Source organism: Acidimicrobiia bacterium, from assembly GCA_030584185.1.
GTDB lineage: Bacteria > Actinomycetota > Acidimicrobiia > Spongiisociales > UBA11373.
On sequence record CP129495.1, the window covers coordinates 1297267 to 1316057 of the forward strand.

22 protein-coding genes, 1 tRNA gene and 1 pseudogene are annotated in these 18791 nt (G+C 69.4%); 12 read left to right on the plus strand and 12 right to left on the minus strand.

What is annotated here, in order from left to right:
- Positions 1-78 precede the first annotated feature (78 nt).
- The 3 genes and pseudogenes from QY307_06595 to QY307_06605 all read right to left on the minus strand — a co-directional run bounded on the left by QY307_06595 (position 79) and on the right by QY307_06605 (position 3610).
- Positions 79-1485 carry a recombinase family protein gene (locus QY307_06595; protein ID WKZ81770.1) on the minus strand — a complete coding sequence of 469 codons (1407 nt, stop codon included), beginning with the start codon at positions 1483-1485 and terminating at the stop codon, positions 79-81.
- A 38-nt stretch (positions 1486-1523) separates the two neighbouring features.
- Positions 1524-2657: a cystathionine gamma-synthase gene (locus tag QY307_06600; protein WKZ81771.1), complete on the minus strand. Its 1134-nt coding sequence runs from the start codon at positions 2655-2657 to the stop codon at positions 1524-1526.
- A gap of 11 nt (positions 2658-2668) precedes the next feature.
- Positions 2669-3610, minus strand: a pseudogene (locus QY307_06605) (pyridoxal-phosphate dependent enzyme).
- Positions 3611-3665: 55 nt separating this feature from the next.
- Between QY307_06605 and QY307_06610 the strand changes: the two are divergent.
- The 5 genes from QY307_06610 (at position 3666) to QY307_06630 (ending at position 8417) form a co-directional block, all read left to right on the plus strand.
- A complete protein-coding gene (locus QY307_06610; GenBank protein WKZ81772.1) occupies positions 3666-5225 on the plus strand; it encodes an acyltransferase in 1560 nt (519 codons plus the stop codon).
- A 40-nt stretch (positions 5226-5265) separates the two neighbouring features.
- Positions 5266-5574, plus strand: a complete 309-nt coding sequence (locus QY307_06615; GenBank protein WKZ81773.1) for a metal-sensitive transcriptional regulator — start codon at positions 5266-5268, stop codon at positions 5572-5574.
- Positions 5571-5783, plus strand: coding sequence for a cation transporter (locus QY307_06620; GenBank protein WKZ81774.1), 213 nt, complete (start codon positions 5571-5573; stop codon positions 5781-5783). The genes QY307_06615 and QY307_06620 overlap by 4 nt, the downstream gene beginning before the upstream one ends.
- Position 5784: 1 nt before the next feature.
- A complete protein-coding gene (locus QY307_06625) occupies positions 5785-7947 on the plus strand; it encodes a heavy metal translocating P-type ATPase (protein WKZ81775.1) in 2163 nt (720 codons plus the stop codon).
- Between the two features lie 92 nt (positions 7948-8039).
- Positions 8040-8417 carry a cytochrome c gene (locus QY307_06630; protein WKZ81776.1) on the plus strand — a complete coding sequence of 126 codons (378 nt, stop codon included), beginning with the start codon at positions 8040-8042 and terminating at the stop codon, positions 8415-8417.
- Here QY307_06630 and QY307_06635 read toward each other — a convergent pair whose 3' ends face one another.
- The 3 genes from QY307_06635 to QY307_06645 are packed head-to-tail and all read right to left on the minus strand — an operon-like array spanning position 8418 to position 9892.
- Complete coding sequence (locus QY307_06635; GenBank protein ID WKZ81777.1) at positions 8418-8783, minus strand: hypothetical protein; 366 nt, start codon at positions 8781-8783, stop codon at positions 8418-8420.
- Positions 8780-9310, minus strand: coding sequence for a copper chaperone PCu(A)C (locus QY307_06640; protein WKZ81778.1), 531 nt, complete (start codon positions 9308-9310; stop codon positions 8780-8782). Before QY307_06640 ends, QY307_06635 begins: the two co-directional genes overlap by 4 nt.
- A 3-nt stretch (positions 9311-9313) precedes the next feature.
- Positions 9314-9892, minus strand: a complete 579-nt coding sequence (locus QY307_06645) for an SCO family protein (protein ID WKZ81779.1) — start codon at positions 9890-9892, stop codon at positions 9314-9316.
- A gap of 146 nt (positions 9893-10038) precedes the next feature.
- Here QY307_06645 and QY307_06650 point away from each other — a divergent pair, with 146 nt between their 5' ends.
- The gene (locus tag QY307_06650; GenBank protein WKZ81780.1) at positions 10039-11019 is read left to right on the plus strand and encodes a GNAT family N-acetyltransferase; all 981 of its coding nucleotides are present in this window, start codon (positions 10039-10041) and stop codon (positions 11017-11019) included.
- Positions 11020-11083: 64 nt separating this feature from the next.
- On the plus strand, positions 11084-11920 hold the full coding sequence (locus QY307_06655; GenBank protein WKZ81781.1) for a PAC2 family protein: 837 nt from the start codon (positions 11084-11086) through the stop codon (positions 11918-11920).
- Here QY307_06655 and QY307_06660 read toward each other — a convergent pair.
- A complete protein-coding gene (locus tag QY307_06660; GenBank protein ID WKZ81782.1) occupies positions 11907-12665 on the minus strand; it encodes a crotonase/enoyl-CoA hydratase family protein in 759 nt (252 codons plus the stop codon). The two genes, QY307_06655 and QY307_06660, sit on opposite strands and share 14 nt — an antisense overlap.
- 45 nt (positions 12666-12710) lie before the next feature.
- On the opposite strand from QY307_06660, the gene QY307_06665 reads away from it, so the two are divergent.
- Complete coding sequence (locus QY307_06665; GenBank protein ID WKZ81783.1) at positions 12711-13106, plus strand: hypothetical protein; 396 nt, start codon at positions 12711-12713, stop codon at positions 13104-13106.
- Positions 13107-13147: 41 nt separating this feature from the next.
- Here the strand turns inward: QY307_06665 and QY307_06670 are convergent, their stop codons facing one another.
- Positions 13148-13237 (minus strand): AURKAIP1/COX24 domain-containing protein, encoded by a 90-nt coding sequence (locus QY307_06670; protein ID WKZ81784.1) that lies wholly within the window; start codon positions 13235-13237, stop codon positions 13148-13150.
- An 83-nt stretch (positions 13238-13320) separates the two neighbouring features.
- Between QY307_06670 and QY307_06675 the strand changes: the two genes are divergently transcribed.
- A complete protein-coding gene (locus QY307_06675) occupies positions 13321-14046 on the plus strand; it encodes a gamma-glutamyl-gamma-aminobutyrate hydrolase family protein (protein ID WKZ81785.1) in 726 nt (241 codons plus the stop codon).
- Positions 14047-14055: 9 nt separating this feature from the next.
- Positions 14056-14814, plus strand: coding sequence for a glucose 1-dehydrogenase (locus QY307_06680; protein ID WKZ81786.1), 759 nt, complete (start codon positions 14056-14058; stop codon positions 14812-14814).
- Positions 14815-14832: 18 nt separating this feature from the next.
- On the opposite strand, the gene thrB is transcribed toward QY307_06680, so the two are convergent.
- Genes thrB through QY307_06695 form a run of 3 tightly spaced genes read right to left on the minus strand, consistent with a single transcriptional unit; the run spans position 14833 to position 17427 of the window.
- A complete protein-coding gene (gene thrB, locus QY307_06685; GenBank protein ID WKZ81787.1) occupies positions 14833-15672 on the minus strand; it encodes a homoserine kinase in 840 nt (279 codons plus the stop codon).
- Positions 15669-16583, minus strand: a complete 915-nt coding sequence (locus tag QY307_06690; GenBank protein WKZ81788.1) for a cation diffusion facilitator family transporter — start codon at positions 16581-16583, stop codon at positions 15669-15671. Before QY307_06690 ends, thrB begins: the two co-directional genes overlap by 4 nt.
- A gap of 46 nt (positions 16584-16629) precedes the next feature.
- Positions 16630-17427: a PhzF family phenazine biosynthesis protein gene (locus QY307_06695; protein WKZ81789.1), complete on the minus strand. Its 798-nt coding sequence runs from the start codon at positions 17425-17427 to the stop codon at positions 16630-16632.
- A gap of 70 nt (positions 17428-17497) precedes the next feature.
- Between QY307_06695 and QY307_06700 the strand changes: the two genes are divergently transcribed.
- Entirely contained in the window at positions 17498-17713 is a 216-nt protein-coding gene (locus tag QY307_06700; protein ID WKZ81790.1) for a hypothetical protein, read from the plus strand.
- Positions 17714-17735: 22 nt separating this feature from the next.
- A tRNA-Gly gene (locus QY307_06705) sits at positions 17736-17806 on the plus strand.
- A gap of 338 nt (positions 17807-18144) precedes the next feature.
- Here QY307_06705 and QY307_06710 read toward each other — a convergent pair.
- On the minus strand, positions 18145-18702 hold the full coding sequence (locus QY307_06710) for a hypothetical protein (GenBank protein ID WKZ81791.1): 558 nt from the start codon (positions 18700-18702) through the stop codon (positions 18145-18147).
- Positions 18703-18791: the final 89 nt, after the last annotated feature.

The following is an 18791-nucleotide window of genomic DNA, read 5'->3' on the forward strand; positions in this document are numbered from 1 at the left end:
AGGGGGTCTCGGTCAAGGTGGTGGAGCCGGGGGTGGTGGGGCGGGTGGCGGTGCTGTTCCGCGAGGGCGGGAGGCGGGTCAGAGCCGCCAGGTGGGGTGGAGGCGGGAGGGGTCGAAGCGGTTGCGACCCTGAACCGCCGGGTTGACGACAAGGTGATCGAGAACGGTGGCCACTATCGCCTGTTGACGGGAGAGGGGGAGGTCGGTCCAGGCGTCGGCGAGGGCCTTCGAGTTGCCGGCGTAGTCGTCGATGCGATTAGTACGGGAGACCCGCGACAGGCGGCGCTTGGCTGCGTCGATGCGGGCCTGGATGGGTTGACGGGCCGCCGCCCATTCGGTGTGGCTGATGGCCCGGTCGGCGTAGTCCCGGGCGAGTTGCTCGAGCATGGCGGTGTCCTCGGCGACGGCGATGGCGAGCCGGTCGTGCTCTTGGTTGGCCTGGCGGGCCTCGGTGAGGGCTCGGGCCAACTCGGGGGTGTCGAGGCGGTAGAGGACGGCCTGGGTGAGGAAGCTCTCCACCGGCTCGGCGTTGATCGCCATCCGCCCACAGCCGGAGAATCCGGGGCCGGAGGCGCAGACGTAGCGGCGGACCCCATCGGCCCGGGGCCGCGACACCATCTCCGAGCCGCAGCGGCCACAGCGCAGCAAACCGCCGGTGAGCAAATAGCGGCGGGGGGCCCGGCGGGCAGGGCCTGCAGCCCGTGGCCGGCGGCGGGCCCGGAGCCGATCCGACTCTGCGGGGGTGATGATGGCGGGCCACTCGGCGTCTCCGGTGATCTCCCCGTGATGCTCCCGCCTCCCCGAGATCCGAGCCGAGGCCAGCATCCGAGCCAATGTCGTGGGGGTCCACTCCCCACCGACGCTGGTGGTGACGCCCCGGTCGTTGAGGTCGACACAGATCGAGCGGGCCGACTCCCCCGCCAGAGCACGTTTGGCGGCCTCACGGATCACCTTCGCCTCCCCGGGCACCACGTGAGGGCGATCCGGGGTGTATCCGTAGGGGCGGGTGCCGCCACCGGAGACCTTGCCTTTGGAGGCCAGTTCGGCGTGTTTGCGGCGCAGCCGGTCGGCCGCCTTGTCAGACTCTCCGCGGGCGATCACCCCACCCAGTCTGGCCACCATCCGACCCTGCGGCGTCGTCAGATCGACATCCCCGGCCCGCACCGTCCGAATATCCACGAGCGAGGCGGCGTCGCACAGGTCGATGAAGTCCTCCAACTCCCGGGGACTGCGATGCAACCGATCGGGATGCCACACCACCAGGGCGTCCACCATCCCCGCCTTGATGTCCCCACAGAGCCGCTCATACTCGGGACGCCGCCTCCCCGAATAGGCCGACACGTCGTTGTCGACGTAGACCTCGGCCACCGGCCAGCCCAGGGAGCCGGCGAGGGCCTGGCAGTCCTCGATCTGCCGCTCCACCCCCAAACGAGTCCCATCAGGGTCTGAGGAGATCCGGGCGTAGATCGCAGCAGCGTGAGCCACCAGATGATATTAACACACTCTGGCCTCAATCACTGCAATCACCCCAGAGCAGCGTCGAGGTCCTCGATAAGGTCGTCGGCGTGTTCGATCCCCACCGAGAGCCGGACCAGATCCTCGGGAACCTCCAGCGGGGTTCCCGCCACCGAGGCGTGGGTCATCGCCGCCGGCACCTCCAGCAGCGACTCGACACCGCCGAGGCTCTCGGCGAGGAAGAACAGCCGGGTCCTCTCGGCCAGCGCCCTGGCGGCATCGGACCCACCGCGTGGCCGGAACGAGACCATCCCCCCGAAGCCGGACATCTGCTTCTTGGCCAGGTCGTGTCCGGGGTCCGATTCGAGACCCGGGTAGTACACCTGGGCCACCCGCTCGTCGGTCGCCAGGAACCGGGCGATGGCCATGGCGTTGGCACAGTGACGCTCCATCCGCACCGCCAGCGTCTTCATGCCCCGCAGCACCAGGAAGGCGTCGAAGGGCCCCGGGACCGGCCCGGCTGCGTTCTGCAGGAACCGCAGCCTCTCGTGGAGTGCGGCGTCCCCTGTGACCAGGGCGCCCCCCACCACGTCCGAGTGGCCGCCCAGGTACTTGGTGGTCGAGTGGAGCACGACGTCGGCCCCCATCTCCAACGGCCGCTGAAGGAATGGGGTGGCGAAGGTGTTGTCGACCACCAGCAGGGCGCCGGCATCGTGAGCGGCGGCGGCGACTGCGGTCACGTCGTACACCCGAAGCAGCGGATTGCTCGGTGTCTCCAACCAGACCAGACCGGTCTCCGGCCGGCAGGCGGCGGCCACCGACTCGGGATCGGACGGATCGGCCACACTCCAGGAGAAGCCCTGGCCGGCCAGGACGCGGGCGAAGAACCTGAAGGTCCCGCCGTAGGCATCGTCGGGAAGCACCACGTGCCCGCCCGCCTCGAGCAGATAGCCGAGAAGAGCCGTCGCCGCCATACCCGAGGCGGTGGCCACGGCGCCTCCCTCTTCGGCGCCCTCGAGGGCGGCCAGCGCCTCCTGGAGGGCGCTGCGGGTCGGGTTGTCGGTGCGGGAGTACTCAAAACCCGAGTGCTTCCCCGGCGAGTCCTGGGCGTAGGTGCTGGTGGCGTAGATGGGGACCACGACGGCCCCGGTCGTCGGATCCGGGTCCTGGCCGGCGTGGATCGCCCTGGTCTCGAACCTCACAGTGCCTCCTCGAAGCCGTGCTCCCTCATCCACTCGTCGGAGAAGATCTTGGACAGGTAGTTGCGACCCCCATCCGGCACGACCACCACCACCAGGCGGTCCTCGTACCGGCGGGCCGCCCGCAGGGCGCCCTCCACGGCCATGCCCCCCGAACCGCCTGCCAGGATCCCCTCGACCCGCACCAGCCGCCGGGTCATGGCGAAGGCCTCGGCGTCGGAGACCACCTCCCACTCGTCGACCACGGTACGGTCGAAGGTCTCCGGCCAGAAGTCCTCACCGACACCCTCGGTGAAATAGGAGTGCACCCCTTCCGGCCCGGCGGCGGTGAAGATCGAACCGACCGGGTCGACCCCGACCACCACCACCCCGGTCCCCTTGTCCTTGAGGTGCCGGCCCACGCCGGAGATGGTTCCACCGGTACCGACCCCGGCGACCAGCACCCCCACCTGCCCGTCGGTCTGATGCCAGATCTCGACGCCCATGGTCTCGGCCTGGGCCTGCGGGTTGGCCGGGTTGGAGTACTGGTCGGGACGGAAGTGGCCCGGGCGCGACGCCAGGTCCTCGGCCACCGAGTAGTAGGAGCGGGGGTCCTCGGGGGTGACCTCCGTGGGGCACACCACGACCTCGGCCCCGTACGCACGCAGCAGGTCCCGCTTCTCCGGGGACTGCTTGTCGGCCATCACCGCCACCAGGCGGTACCCCTTCAGGGTGGCCGCCATCGCCAGGCCGACCCCGGTGTTGCCCGAGGTGGGCTCGACGATGGTGTCACCGGGTCGGAGCCGGCCCTCCTGCTCGGCGGCCTCGATCATGGCCAGCCCGATTCGGTCCTTGGATGAGCCACCCGGGTTGAGGGCCTCCAGTTTGGCCACGAGGTTTCCCGGGGGATGGAGACGGGCGAGGCGCACCAGGGGCGTGCCCCCAATGGCGTCAAGGACGTCGGAGCGAATGTCCATCACCGGCCAGGTTAGGTGCCCGCTCGGGAACAGGACCGGGGTCTACCCTCGCCCCGTGGACCGCAGCCCCGACGCCGCCGCGATCGCCGCCGCCACACCCGACGACCGGGACCGCTGGATCGACTTCATCAGGGCCTTCAGCATCGGAGTGGTCGTTCTCGGGCACTGGCTGGTGGCAGTGGTGGTGTGGCGCGACGGCTCGATCTCCGGGTTCAACGTCATGGAGGCGATCCCCGGACTGTGGCCGCTCACCTGGTTGTTGCAGGTGATGCCGCTGTTCTTCTTCGTGGGCGGGTTCTCCAACCTGGTGAGCCTGCGTTCGGCCCGGCGGCGGGGCGAAGGCTACGCCGGGTTCCTGCGGGGCCGGTTCGATCGCCTGATGCGTCCCACGCTGGCCTTCCTGATCCCTGCCGTGGCGATCGTGGCGACACTCGACGCCCTCAACGTCGCCGACGACGCCGTGTTCCCGGTGGCGACCCTGATAACGGGACCGCTCTGGTTCCTGGGGGTGTACATGATCGTGATCGCCCTGGCGGTGCCGATGGCGGCGCTGCACGACCGCTTCGGCGCCTGGGTGCCGTCGACGCTGGGGCTGATCGCCGTGGCGGTCGACATCGCCCGTTTCGCCGGCGACTTCTCCGGCATCGGCTTCGTCAACTACCCGGTGGTCTGGCTGCTGGCGCATCAACTCGGCTTCCTGTACGCCGATGGGCGGCTCCGGCCCGACTTCGGAAGATGGCTGGCTCCGCTCGGCCTTGCCGCTCTTGTCGCACTGGTCGCCGCCGGCCCCTACCCGGCCTCGATGGTGGGGTTGGCGACCGACGAGTTCTCCAACATGGATCCGCCGACACTCGCCATCGTGGCCCTGCTCGCATGGCAGATCGGCCTCGCCCTATGGCTGCGCGCCCCCGTCACCCGGTGGCTGGAGAGTCCTCGGGTGTGGACGGCGGTGGTTGGGGTGAACTCGGTGATCATGACCGCCTTCCTCTGGCACCTCACCGTGCTGGTGATCGCCATCGGTGTGCTCTATCCGCTCGGGTTTCCGCAGCCGGAGGTGGGGACCACCTTCTGGTGGCTGCTGCGACCGGCATGGATCGGCGTGCTGATCGTGCTCCTCGGGGCGCTGGTCGCCGTCCTCGGTCCGATCGAGCGCGTCGCTTTGACCCGACGCCGGCCGGCGTCGGAACGCTCCCCGGGAAGCGCATCGCTGGCGGTGGTGGCGGCAGTGGCCACGCTGTGGGGGGTGCTCGGGTTCGCCATCGGCGGCCTGCATCAGGTCTTTTCGCCAACAGGCGACACCCTGCTGGTGTTTCGGCTCAACCCCTTCCAGAACCTCATCCACCTGGCCTGGGGGGCCATGGCGATGGCGGCGGCGGTTGGGGCGTGGCGAACCGTTGCCCGCGCCGCGGCACTCTCGGCGGCATTGGCCAGCGCCCTGGCGGCCGCCGGGCCCCTGCTGCGCGCCGGGTACACCGAGAACGTTCTGGCTTCGAACGCCGCCGCCGACCTGCTCCACGGCGGATTGGCGGTGCTCTCGCTGGCCGCCTGGTGGCTTGCCCGGCGCCGGCCGAGCCGGGTGGATACCGGAGCCCACCGCCCCACACGTCAGGTCTGACCCCTCCCCCGGTGGGGTAGGGTCGTGGTATCATGAGAGGGTGGAGAGGACCCACCCCATGCAGGCAGACAAGAAGCAGTCGGCGCTCAACCGCCTGAAGACGGTTCGCGGTCACCTCGACGCCGTGGTGGCCATGGTGGAGGACGAGCGCTACTGCCCCGAGATCATGAAGCAGGTCTCGGCGCTCCAGGGGTCCCTGGAGAAGGTCAACCGGGTGCTGCTCGAGAACCACGTCGAGACCTGCGTGATGCACGCCGTCGCCGAGGGCCGCACCGGAGAGATCGTGGATGAGCTGATGGAGACCCTGCGTTACACGCCCGCCATGACCGGGCCGAAGGAGGAGACATGACCGAAACCAAGATCTCGGTTCCCGAGATCCACTGTGACCACTGCAAGATGTCGCTCGAGGGCGCCCTTGGGGCACTCACCGGCGTCACCCGGGCCGCCGTCGACGTGCCCAGCGCCACCATCGACGTCGCCTTCGAGGACCCGGTGACCGTGGACGACCTCATCGCCGCCATCGAGGGCCAGGGCTACGAGGTGGCCTCGGCCTCCTGACATGGCCGAACGCGACGCCCTGGTCTTCGACGTCGAGGGCATGACCTGTGCCTCGTGCGCTCTCAGGATCGAGCGCGTCCTGGGCAAGCTCCCCGGGGTCGATCAGGCCGTGGTCAGCCTGGCGGGCAAGGAGGCGCGGGTCACCTCCGACGAGACGGTCGATCCGGAGGCCCTGGTCGCCGCCGCCGAGCGGATCGGATACCGCCTGACCCCCGTGGTCGCCGGCGCGGAGCGGGAGAGCCTCGCCGATCGCTACGACGCCGAGACCCGGTTCCAGGCCCGAATGGCCTTGGGGGCGGCGATCTTCACCCTCCCGGCATTCCTGCTCACCATGTTCGGGCCGGAGGCGAGGTGGGTCGAGGCGGCGGTGTGGGCCCTGGTCACCCCGGTCGAGTTCGTGTTCGGCTGGCAGTTCCACCGCAACGCCGTCATCCGCCTGCGATCGGGCGGGGCAAACATGGACACCCTGGTCAGTATGGGAACGCTGGCCGCCTACTCCTGGTCGGTGTGGGCCTTCTTTGCCGGCGAGCACGTCTTCTTCGAGGTGGCGGCGGTCATCGTCGCCTTCCTCCTCCTGGGGCGCTTCTTCGAGGCGCGCAGCAAGGGAAGCGCATCGCAGGCGATCACCCGACTCTTGGAGCTCGGCGCCCGCCACGCCCGGGTGCTGCGCGACGGCATCGAGGTCATGGTCCCGGTGGATGAGTTGGTCCCGGGGGACCGCATGGTGATCCGCCCCGGTGAGAAGGTCCCCACCGACGGGGTCATCGTCGACGGCGGATCCTCCCTCGACGAGAGCATGCTCACCGGCGAGTCGATGCCGGTGGGCAAGGGCGTGGGCGACACCGTCTTCGGGGCCACCATCAACCAGTTCGGCGTGATCATCGTCGAGGCGACACGCGTCGGCGCCGAGACCGCTCTCGCCCAGATCGTTCGCCTGGTGGAGGACGCCCAAGCCACCAAGGCCCCGATCCAGCACCTCGCCGACCGGGTCGCCGGGGTGTTCGTGCCCGCCGTGCTCCTCATCGCCACGATCACCTTCACCGCCTGGCTGGTCCTCGACGGAGAGCTGGAGGCGGCGGTCCGCGCCTCGGTGGCGGTGCTGATCATCGCCTGCCCCTGCGCCTTGGGCTTGGCCACCCCGACGGCGATCATGGTGGGCAGCGGCCGCGGTGCCCAGCTCGGGGTGCTGTTCCGCAACTCCGAGGTGTTCGAGCGGACCCGCACCATCGACACCGTCGTCTTCGACAAGACCGGAACCCTCACCCGCGGGGCGATGACCCTCTCCGGCCTGGTGACCGACCTTCCCGAGCAGGATGTGCTGCGCCTGGTGGGCTCGGTCGAATCTGCATCCGAGCACCCGGTCGCCCGAGCGGTGGCGCTCGGCGCCGAGGAGGCCGATGTCGTCCTCACCCACCCTTCCGAGTTCTCCGCCCTCCCCGGCCTCGGTGTGCGAGGAACGGTCGACGGAACCGAGGTGATCGTGGGGAGGCGCAAGCTGATGGCAGAGGTGGAGCTGCTAGTACCCGACCGCTACGAGGCGGCGATGGCCGCCATGGAGGCCGAAGGCCACACCGCCTTCCTCGCCGGATGGGACGGCGAGGTCCGGGCGGCCCTGGCGGTGGCCGACACCCTGCGCGACTCGTCGGCAGGAGTGGTGAAGCGCCTACGCGCCTCGGGTCGCCAGGTGGTGATGATCACCGGGGACAACCGCACCACGGCCGAGGCGATCGCTTCTCAGGTCGGTATCGACGAGGTCATCGCCGAGGTGCTCCCCGGCGACAAGGCGGTCGAGGTGGAACGGCTGCAGAGGACTGGCCGCCGCGTCGCCTTCGTCGGCGACGGCGTCAACGACGCCCCGGCACTCACCGCCGCCGACCTGGGCATGGCGATCGGCACCGGCTCCGACGTGGCGGTGGAGGCCGGACAGGTGGTGCTCATGTCGGGAGACCCGGCCCTGGCCGAGGTGGCGCTCGACCTGGCTGCCGCCACCTTCCGGGTCATCAAGCAGAATCTGTTCTGGGCGTTCGCCTACAACACCGCCGCCATCCCCCTGGCGGCGCTCGGAATGCTCGACCCGATGATCGCCGCCGCCGCCATGGCCGCTTCGAGCGTCAGCGTCGTGGGCAACTCGCTGCGACTGCGTCGATTCAGAATCGAGCGGTGAGCATGTCGCGACCTTCGCCCAAGCGAAACCCCGCCCGCCCGGCTCCGAGAAGGAGTGGGCGCCCGAAATGGCCATGGATCGCCCTCGCAGCGGTGGCCGTCGCCGGCATCGTCGCCATCGCCCTGACCGCCGCCGGCGAAGGCGGTGACGCCTCGGCCACGACGGTCGATCCCGCCGAGATCGCCCTCGGGGCGGACCTGTACGCCGCCAACTGCGCCGAGTGCCACGGCGCCGACCTCGATGGCACCGAGTCGGGGCCTCCGTTCCTGGACCTGATCTACGCCCCGAACCACCATGCCGACGAGGCCTTCCAGAGGGCCGCCGCCTTCGGCGTCGCCCCGCATCACTGGGGCTTCGGGCCGATGCCCCCGGTCGAGGCCCTCACCCGTGACCAGGTCGCCCTGATCGTCGCCTTCGTACGCCAGGCCCAGGCGGACGCCGGGATCGTGCGCGACCCCAGCCACCCCTGATCATCCCTCGGTGACGATGATCGTCACCTCCCCGTCGGAGCGGATGCTGCACGCCCCGCCGAACCTCCCGGGCGTGGAGAACCGCTGGGTCAAGGTCTCCCCCGGTCCGACGAAGAAAGGGCCGAGCAGGTGGCCGCGGTCGTCCTGGTTGACGATCCGCAGCATGTCGCCCACCTTCACGTCGAGACGGGCGGGGATCAGGTCGATTCGCTCGCCGGCCTCGATTCGCTCGCCGGTCCCCTCCGGGATCAGGTAGTCGTGGTCGTACCGGATCTCCCCACCGGCGTCGCCCCCCGACCCGTCACAGCCCGACCCGAGCGCGAGCAGCACCAGGGTGACGAGCGCCACCGGACGGAGCCGCCTCACGGATCGATGACCTCGGCGACCACCACGACCTCGCCGGCCTTCTCGAAGACCAGCGTCAGGTCGAAGGTGGAACCGACCTCCAGCGGTTGGGCCAACTGGAGCAGCATCACGTGGTACCCACCGGGGACGAACCGGACGGTCACCCCGGCCGGGATCTCCACCGAGTCCACCTCCTGCATCCGCATCGGGCCGGCACCCATGCCGTGACCCATGGTGGAGCCGGCTCCCATTCCCATGGTGGTTCCGGGCATCTCCGCCTCCACCGTCTCGTGGATCTCCACCATCGCGGCGACGTCGGCGGAGACGGAGGCGCCGATCAGCCGGTCGTCCTCGGCGCCGCCGGTGACGTCGAAGTACACCGCCCCGGCGTCCTGCATCATGGCGCTGGCCCGGGCCCACACGTCGTCGACGACCACAGCCTGAGGCCCGGTCGTGGGGGCGGCATCATCGTCGTCGCCACAGGCGGCGACCGTCAGCAGGAGCACTGCCACCGGCACCACCCGGAGCCACTTCCTAGTTGCGTTCATCCCCTATTGCTCCTTGATCAGGTGTTCGATGTCGGCGGCGATGTCGACCCGGTCGGTGCCGAAAGGCCACGCCAGGAGCAGTCGCCCCGTCTCGTCCACGACGTACAACCATGCGGAATGGACCACGTCCACTCCACCCTCGTCGTCCTCCTCCACCGAGTAGTAGGCGCCGAAGGCACCCGCCACCTCTGCGAGCAGATCCGAATCGTCGATGCGCAGCCCCCTCCCTCGAGGAAAGAAGGTCTCGACGTAGGCGGCGATCACCTCGTCGGAGTCCCGTTCCGGGTCCACCGTGACCATCGCCACGCCGATCCGGTCCGCCAGATCGCCGACTGCGGCCAGGGCGCCCCTCAGGTCGGACATCGAGGTGGGGCAGATGTCGGGACACGAGGTGTACCCGAAGTAGACGATCAGCAGGCCGCCTGGATCGGCGAGGAACTCGAAGTCCCCGTCGTCATCGGGGACCTGCGCCACCGCCACCACCGGTGCCGGCTCCCGAACCGCACCCGCCGGGACGTAGGGATCGCCTCCACATGCCGCCAGTACGACGGCAAGCAGGGCGGCGACACGAAGTCGCGCCAACGATCGTCGGGGCGGGACCAAGCCGAGCACAGCGACAAGGATGCGACCGATCCTCGGGCCGATGATCAGGCGAAGGTCCCGACCGCGGCGCCGATGGTCCCACGACCAGATCCCCCGCCACACGGCCCGGTTACGCTTCGCCGCCGATGTCCCATCCCCAGCCGCCTCCCGAGCCGGGCGACCTCGCCTGGCGGCCGTGGACCGCCGAAGACGCCGACACCCTGGCCCGCCACCTGCTCAGGGTCCACGAGGCCGAGCGCCTCGACCACGTGGCCGGGCCCGACGTGCTGCGCTGGCTGGCGACCCAGCCCGGGTTCGATCCCGCCACCGATTCCATCGCCGCCTTCGACCCCGCCGGGGAGGTGCGGGCGGATGCTGGCGCCTGGGCCCACTTCGCGGACCAGGGCGCACGCGCCTTTCTATGGGTCGACGTCGATCCCGGGTTCGAAGACCTGCGCCCCTTCCTCCTCTCCTGGGTCGAGGCGCGGGGCAGGGAACGCCTGGCAGAGGCCACTGGCGACGGGGATCGGGTACTGCGGGTGGCCGTGGAGGAGCATCGCCTGGCACTTCGCCAGGCGGTGGAAGCGGCCGGGTTCGATTCGCAGCGCTCGTTCGTGATCATGCGCCGGCCGCTCACCGGCCTGCCACCGTCACCACCGCTTCCGGATGGGATCGAAGTGGTGCCTTGGTCGGAGACGATCGACGAGAGGATCCGCCAGGCCAACAACGAGGCGTTTCAGGATCATTGGGGAAGCCTCCCGATGAGCACCGAGGCGTGGCACGGGGGTTTCGCCGGGTCCGACACGTTCCGCCCGGACCTCAGCTTTGCCGCCCTCGACGGCGAGGTCGTCGTCTCCTACTGCATGGTGGAGGTGGATACCGAAGACAACGAGCAGCGAGGGGTCGAAGAGGTGTACGTCTCGCGGGTCGGCACCCGAAGATCGCACCGGGGCCGACGTCTCGCATCTCTACTCATCTGTCGCGTGATGGAAACCGCCGCCTCCGGAGGGGCCGACACGGTTGCCCTCGACGTCGATGAGACCTCACACACCGGGGCGACCGCGGTCTATGCCCGACTCGGTTTCGCCGTGGAGTCGCGCAGCATCCACTACCTGAAGTCGGTCTGAAGGCAGCCAGCGCGGATCCCGACGCCTCCCTACCCCTGAGCGACGTTCGGGTATGGTCGTGGCGATGGACAGCCTCGAGCGGCATCATCGTCCACGACTCCGGTCGCCCGCCGCCCTTCTGGCCTGGCGCGGGTGGAACGACGCAGCCGAGGGTGCGTCCGAAGCGATCCGCTACCTGCTCTCCCAGAACGACGACCTCATCCCGATGGCGACCATCCACCCGGAGGAGTTCTTCGACTTCCAGGTGTCCCGGCCGGTGGTCGGTCGCACCATCGGGGGAGCACGGTTCGTCGCCTGGCCCGAGACGAAGATTCACGTCCTCAAGGGTCCCCGCCGCGATCTGCTCGTCCTCGACGGCAACGAACCGAACGTGCGGTGGAAGACCTACTGCGAGACCCTGATCGGGTTGCTACGCGAGTCGAAGGTCGGCCTGGTGGTCACCCTGGGTGCCTTCGTCGCCGAGGTGCCCCACACGCGGCCGGTACCCCTGGTCGGGGTGTCCCCCGACCGCCTCATCCTCGAAGAGCACGGCCTTCCCGAATCGCAGTACGTCGGGCCGACAGGAATCCCCGGCGTGATGCAGCAGGCGTGCCTACTGGCGGACCTGAAGGCGGTTTCGATCTGGGCGGGTGCACCCCACTACCTGGCCGCCAACCACAACCCCATGGTGACGCTGGCCCTGTTGCGCAAGGCGGACGAGATACTCGGCTTCGGGTTCGACCTCACCGAGCTGGAACGATCGGCTTCCGAGTACCTGGCTCGTGTCGACGAGGCCATGGCCGACAACGATGAATTCGTCGCCTACCTCCGCAGCCTGGAGGCCGAGACGGAGCCGCCTCCCGACCTCGAAGGTGGCGCCGGGCTGATCGGCGAGATCGAGGACTTCCTCAAGGGGCGGTAGTCCCGTCTGCCACAGACCAGCGGCGACCCTCCCCCGCTGCGAACCGGGCGGCCCCCTCGGCGGCGACACCGATCGATTCCAGGCCGAGCCGGCGCTCTTCCTCAAGGGCGGGTCCCATCGGCACGCCCAGGGTGGCGTACACCGATGCCCGGTCTGATCGCAGCGTCGCCTGCGGGTGGGAGGCGATCTCCTCGGCGAGGTCGAGGGCGGCGGCGAGCTCGGTGTCCGGCGCCACCAGCCGATCGACGAGTCCGATCCGAAAGGCCTCCTCGGCAGGAACCCGGCGACCGGTGAGGATCAGATCGAGAGCGCGGCCCAGCCCGACCACCTGGGGCAGCCGCACCGTCCCGCCGTCCACCAGCGGCACCCCGAACCGCCGCTCGAGGCAGCCGAGCACCGCATCCTCGCCGGCCACCCGCAGGTCGCACCACAGGGCGAGCTCGAGGCCGCCTCCGACGGCGTACCCGGCGATGGCGGCGATCGTCGGCTTGGACACCATCGTCCGGGTCATCCCCAGGAAGCCGGCATCGTCGTCCACGAGGTCGAACGACTTGAGGTCGGCTCCGGAACAGAAGTGACCACCGGCCCCGGTGAGCACCCCCACGGCTGCGTCATCATCCTCCTCGAACCGCTGCCAGGCCCCAGCGAGGGCCAGTGCGGTCGCCCTATCGACGGCGTTTCGCCTCGCCGGGTTGGCGATGGTCACCACCGCGGCGTTGCCGACGTTCTCGTAGTGGACGGTCATGGCCCCTCCAGTCGATGGATACGGACCCGTTTCTACACTCGGTGTGTGTTCGTCGACGACCTGATCCGCTGGTTCCACCTGCTGGCCGCAGCAGTGTGGATCGGCGGGATGATCGTCGTCGCCAGCATCGTGCCCGCCCTGCGCAAGTCCGGCGCCGAACGCCGGCACCTTCAGGCCGCAGCGCGTCGCTTCGGCGCCGTGGCCTGGGTGGCCCTGACCCTGTCGGCGGTCACGGGCGTGCTCCAGCTGTACCGCTTGCAGATCGAGGTCCGCGGCAACACCACGCTGATGGTGAAGCTCTTGCTGGTCGGGCTCGCCGTCGGAGTCGCCTTCACCCACCAGGAGCTGGCGCGCGACGCCACCCCGGCGGTGCGTGGAGCCATGGAGGGGATCCTGCTCCTCATCGGGCTGGGGATCCTCACTGCGGCGGTAGCGCTGTGAGAAAAGGGCGAACCGGATGGCCGGCGGCGACGGCCGCCTGACTACTTCTTCTTGTGACGGTTGGCGCGCAAGCGCTTGCGATACTTGTGCTTGCTCATCTTCTTGCGCCGCTTCTTGATCAGGGAACCCATGAAAGCCTTCGTTCGAACGGGATTGGCCGCCGTAGGTTGCTAGGTCGCGTGTCCAACCGCAAACCCGCCTAGCCTTTCCGCCCGTGCCACCCATCATCGGTATCACCACGGGAAGGCGCCTCGTGGGTCCTTCCCCCGGGCAGGAGTCCGCCCACGCGACCCTCGCCACATACACCACCATGGTGCGGGCGGCCGGGGGCATCCCGATCCTGCTGGTGCCCGGGTCCGACGACGAAGCGAAGCGAGTGCTCGGGCTCATCGACGGCCTCTTGCTCTCCGGAGGCGGCGACGTCGACCCGGCTCGGTACGAAGGAGCCCGGCCCGCCTCCGTGTACGCCGTCGACGGGGCCCGCGACGGGTTCGAGATCACCCTGTCCCGCCTCGCCGCCGAGCGGCGCCTCCCCACTCTGTGCATCTGTCGCGGGCTTCAGGTGATGAACGTGGCCATGGGGGGCACCCTCATCGAGGACATCGCCGACGAGAATCCGGCTCATCTCATCCATCGGATGGACGGCGACGAAGCCCACCAGGCGCGACACGCCGTGACCATCGAGCCCGGCTCGAGCACCGCCAAGGCCCTGGGCAGGGAGCAGCTGGAGGTGAACACGCTGCACCATCAGGCGGTTCGTGCCATCGGATCGGGTCTGGTGGCAACCGGGTTCGCCCCGGACGGCATCGTGGAGAGCCTCGCCCCCGAGGACCCGGAGTGGCCGATGTGGGCCGTGCAGTGGCATCCGGAGTACCTGGGTCCTTCCGACGAGCCCTCCCTGGCCCTGTTCGAGGCCTTCATCCGGGCGGCGGGTGGATAGGCTCGACCCATGCCTGCGAACTTCGATCTCAGTGACCGGGTGGTGGTGGTAACCGGCTCGAGCCGGGGCATCGGAGAAGCCATCGCTCGCGCCGCCGCGGCTGCGGGAGCCGCCGTCGTCCTCGCCTCACGAAAGCAGGATCTGCTCGATGCCGTCGCCTCGGACATCAAGGAGGCGGGAGGGACCGCACTCCCGGTCGCGGCGCACACCGGTCGGCCGGACGAGGTGGACGCCCTCTTCGACCGGGTGATCGCCGAGTTCGGCCGGGTCGATGGCCTGGTCAACAACGCGGCGACCAACGTCTACTTCGGTCCGATGCTCGGAATCGACGAGGCGGCGTGGGACAAGATCTTCGAGGTGAACGTGAAGGGCTACTTCAACTGTGCCCGAGCGTTCGCCTCCCGCAATCAGGGAGGCGGCAGCATCGTCAACCTGGCTTCGGTGGTCGGCTTGCGAGCAGCGCCACTTCAGGGGGTGTACGGGATGACCAAGGCCGCCGTCGTCTCCATGACGCAGAGTCTGGCGATGGAGCTGGGGTCCGCTGCGATCCGGGTCAACGCCATCGCACCCGGACTGGTGGAGACGCAGTTCTCGCGAGTTCTCGTCGAGACCCCAGAGATCCGCGACCACTTCGTGGAGCGCACCGCACTGGGACGCATCGCCCAGCCCGACGAGATCGCCGGCACCGCCATCTACCTGCTCTCTGAGGCCTCGTCATACACCACCGGTCAGGTCGTCGTCGTCGACGGAGGGATGACCTCCACCTGACGACGACGGGAAGGCGGATCAGCCGACCCGCACACCCTCCCGGTCGACCGGCGGTTCCAACACCGAGCCGTGGACGCCGAGCACATCCTCGAAGGCCCTTCTGACGGCGTCGGCCGAGTCCTCGGTGGCCAGCGCCAGGACCGAAGGGCCGGCGCCGCTCCAGCAGGCGTGCAGCGCCCCACCACGGCGCGCCGCCACCATGAGCTCACTCGACACCGGTGACAGTGGTGAGCGCGGCTCCTCATGGACCTCGTCGCCGGCGGCAGCCGCCAGCGCTTCCGGGTCCCCGGTGCGCAGGCCCTCCACCAGAAACGCCAACCGTGCCGCGGTCCTCACCGCCACCTGTCGGGAGACCTGCTCCGGAAGTGCGGCGCGCGCCTCGGGGGTCGCCAACTCGTGATCGGGCACGGCCACCACCGCCACCAGCGCCGGGTGCAGGGCGATCTTGCGCACCTGACCCGCCGGTCCCACCAACACCAGGCCGCCGTGTACGGCGGCGGCGACGTTGTCGGCGTGCCCCTCGGCGGCGGCAGCCGTCCGCAGCACGCGCTCGAGGCGCGTCTCGCCACTCGATGCCTCTAGGGCGGCGGCGGCGGCCACCCTCAGGGCGGCGCTCGATCCGAGCCCGCGGGCGATCGGGATCTCCGACGACACCGTCACCCGATGCGGTGGGGCGGCGCCGGCCACGCCCCAGACCAAGGCCTGCAGGTCCTCATCGGCCAACCCGTCGACACCCACGACCTCCCATCCCTCGGCCATCTCGACGGTCACCTCGGCGCGCACACCCAGCGCCAGGGCGATGACGTCGAAGCCCGGGCCCAGGTTGGCCGACGATGCGGGAGCCGAAGCGGTGATCACGCTTCCTCGCCGAACTCGATGAAGATTCGGGTCGCCTCGGGAGCGACTCGGAAGATCTCCTCCTCGATTCGGGCGGTGATCTCCTCGACCTTCTCGCCGGTGAGCCCTCTCTCGACGGTGACATCCATGTTGACCAGGATCTCGTCCGGCCCGAGGTGCATGGTGAGCAGCCGTTCGACGGTCTCGACCTCGGGGATGGACAGCGCTGCAGACCTGATTGCGGATCGGGTCTGGCGAGAAGCCGACTCGCCCACCAGCATCCCCTTGGTCTCGATCGCCAGCAGCCAGGCGGTGAGTGCCAGCAGGACTCCGATGGTCATCGAGGCGACACCATCCCAGGCCGGGTTGCCGGTGGCGTCGGCGAGGAGCAGCCCGGTGGCGGCGATGGAGATGCCGAGCACCGCCACCGAATCTTCGAAGAGGACCACGAGCAGGGTCGGATCCTTGGCGTCGCGAATCGTGCGCCACACCGCCCGGCTTCCCCGCCGACGGTTGAACTCCTTGAGGGCGGGGCGGAAGGCCACCACGATCTCGAAGAACGCAGCGACGCCGAGCACGACCATGTTGAACGCCAGGCCGCCGGCGGCCTCGTGCGGATGCCGCAGCCGATCGAGACCCTCCATGAAGGCGACCACTCCGCCGCCGACGAACAGGAACACCGCGACCATGAACGCCCAGAAGTATGTCTCCTTGCCCTGGCCGAACTGGTGACGCACCGACGGTCGCAGCCGGCTGTTGCGGCTTCCGCGCAAGAGGAAGAGCTGGTTGCCGCTGTCGGCTACCGAGTGGAACCCCTCGGCGAGCATGGCGGTCGAGCCGCTGATGGCGGCAGCCACGAACTTGAGGATGGCGATGCCGACGTTGGCGCCCAGCGCCAGCAGCACGAGAACCCGCGACTCGGAGGACGACACGGGATCAGGCTACCGGGCAGCCCGGATGCTCCGGGAACAGGCGCCATCAGATGTCGAGGATTCGTACCTCGTCGCGGCTCACCGTGCCCCCCAGCGAGGCGGTGCCGCCATCCCAGGAAAGGAGGATGGTGGATGGCGATCCGATCTCCTCGCCTTGCCACACCTCGCACCGCCCTTGTCTCTCCCCCTCGAAGTGCCGCACGGCGGCCAAAGCCACGGCGGCGCTCCCGGTGGCGGCGTCTTCGGGAACCCCCACCGCGGGGGCGAAGAAGCGGGCCCGGTAGCCGTCGCGATCGGGAGCGGCGAGGTAGCACAACCCCGCTCCCGAGGCCTCGAGGGCATCGAAGTCGGGATCGGCACCCTCGATCAGGCTGGGAAACCCGGGGTCGATCACGAGGTACTCGAGGGGCAGCTCGACCCACCAGGCCGCCATGGGATCGGGCAGGCGGGACATGAGGGCGATCGACTCGGCCTCGGGCGCGCGCCGCACGGCGTCGGGAAGGGGAACGTCCACCCAGACGGCCTCGCCGTCGACCCGGAAGGGCACCTCCCCGATACCGCAGGTCACCTTGTCGACGGTGCCCGGGCCCATCATGGAGAGCACCCACGCCGCACCCACCAGGGGGTGGCCGGCGAAGGGGATCTCGACGCGTGGTGTGAAGATCCGAACCGATGGCGTGCCCTCTTCCTGCCAGTCGATGAACACCGTCTCGGAGAAGGCGAGTTCGGAGGCGATTCGCTGCATTCCGGCGGCGTCGAGTCCGGTGAGGTCGGTGACGACCCCGAGCGGGTTGCCTCCTTCCTCTCCCCTGGTGAACACCCGGAGTACGTAGCAGTGGCGCATGGCGAGCAAAGGTAGCGCAGCGGCGGACACCCGACTTGTGAACCAGCCCCCTACGGGGAACACTTCGCCGATGGACCTCTTCGATCTCGACACCCTCCTCGCACAACTCATCCTGGCTCTGGGGGCAGCGCTGTTGGCAGGCAATGCTCTTGCCCTGATCATGGAGAGGCGCGGTAAGAGACCCGGGGGTGCCTCCGGAGAGCTGCGCAAGGGTCGCGCCTGGTTCCTGCTCGCCGTCGGCCTGGTGATCGGAGTCTGGGGTCTGGCCAGCCTTCTCACGCGCTGACCCGGTAGAATCCCGGTCCTTCGCGGGTGTAGTTCAATGGCAGAACACGAGCTTCCCAAGCTCGGGGCGAGGGTTCGATTCCCTTCACCCGCTCCGATCGTGCAGCACTCCTCCCCTCGCAGGCGGGAGGGTGGCGAAGCCGGGAGGGGGCAGACCCTGCGTGCGCGCATGTCGCGCCTGTGCCCCCTCCGGCCCTCCGGGCCACCTCTCACTACGGGGGATGGCACACGCCACGCGCTCTGTCGTGTGGTCCCCCTGCCGGCGCTCCGGGCCACCTCCCAGGGGAGGGAACGATGCCGTCGGCCCTTCGGGCCTCCGCGATTCCTTGGGGGGAACACCTGCATGGGCGGGTCCCGTCCCCCCGTCGGTGACACCACAAACGAAACCGGGGGCCCGAAGGCCCCCGGGTTTCGTAGGGAGGAACTGTGGCTTCAGGCGTCGCCGCCCATGCCGCCCCGCTTCCAGCGCCGGTAGTGCCCCTCACCCGGCTCGGGGAGTGGGTTGTTCACCATCTCGGTGAGCCGCTCCTCGGCGTTGGCCAGCTTCTCGTCGGCCTCCTCCTGGGTGAGCTTCCCGTCGGCGACGGCCTCATCCAGGCGCTCTCCGATGAGTCCCAGAAGGTGCTCGACGACCTCTTCGCCGCTGGAGCCGTTGGCGACGGCGATCTCGGCGATCGTGTCGTACTCCTCGAGCGCCTCCTTCCACTCCTCGCGATCGAGGCCGAGGAACTCGCCGATCTCGGCGATCATCTTCAGCCCGACACGCCTCTCTCGTGCCTCTGCAGCCAGCGTCGACGCAACCGCCTCCGCCTGCTCCTGGGTGATGGTCCCGTCCTCCACCAGGGAGGCCAGGTTCGCCAGGATGACCGAGTAGCCTCTGGCCTCGCCGGCGGGGGCCTCTTCGTCGCTGGTGGCCGCCCAGGCGATCCCCGACAGGGTCATCGAGGCGACGACCGCCAGGCTGACCACGATCTTTACTGTGCGCTTCATCGGCAACCTCCTTGTCCGTGTGCCTTTCGCACAACCACCACTCTCGGGGACCGCCTTTCGAGCGGCCTGAACCACCCATTACGCCTCGG

Coding starts and splice junctions, on each gene's coding strand:
- QY307_06620 (WKZ81774.1), top strand. CDS start 5,571: ATGACCGAAACCAAGATCTCGGTTCCCGAGATCCACTGTGACCACTGC.
- QY307_06625 (WKZ81775.1), top strand. CDS start 5,785: ATGGCCGAACGCGACGCCCTGGTCTTCGACGTCGAGGGCATGACCTGT.
- QY307_06640 (WKZ81778.1), bottom strand. CDS start 9,310: ATGAACGCAACTAGGAAGTGGCTCCGGGTGGTGCCGGTGGCAGTGCTC.
- QY307_06650 (WKZ81780.1), top strand. CDS start 10,039: ATGTCCCATCCCCAGCCGCCTCCCGAGCCGGGCGACCTCGCCTGGCGG.
- QY307_06655 (WKZ81781.1), top strand. CDS start 11,084: ATGGACAGCCTCGAGCGGCATCATCGTCCACGACTCCGGTCGCCCGCC.
- QY307_06660 (WKZ81782.1), bottom strand. CDS start 12,665: ATGACCGTCCACTACGAGAACGTCGGCAACGCCGCGGTGGTGACCATC.
- QY307_06670 (WKZ81784.1), bottom strand. CDS start 13,237: ATGGGTTCCCTGATCAAGAAGCGGCGCAAGAAGATGAGCAAGCACAAG.
- QY307_06680 (WKZ81786.1), top strand. CDS start 14,056: ATGCCTGCGAACTTCGATCTCAGTGACCGGGTGGTGGTGGTAACCGGC.
- QY307_06695 (WKZ81789.1), bottom strand. CDS start 17,427: ATGCGCCACTGCTACGTACTCCGGGTGTTCACCAGGGGAGAGGAAGGA.
- QY307_06700 (WKZ81790.1), top strand. CDS start 17,498: ATGGACCTCTTCGATCTCGACACCCTCCTCGCACAACTCATCCTGGCT.
- QY307_06710 (WKZ81791.1), bottom strand. CDS start 18,702: ATGAAGCGCACAGTAAAGATCGTGGTCAGCCTGGCGGTCGTCGCCTCG.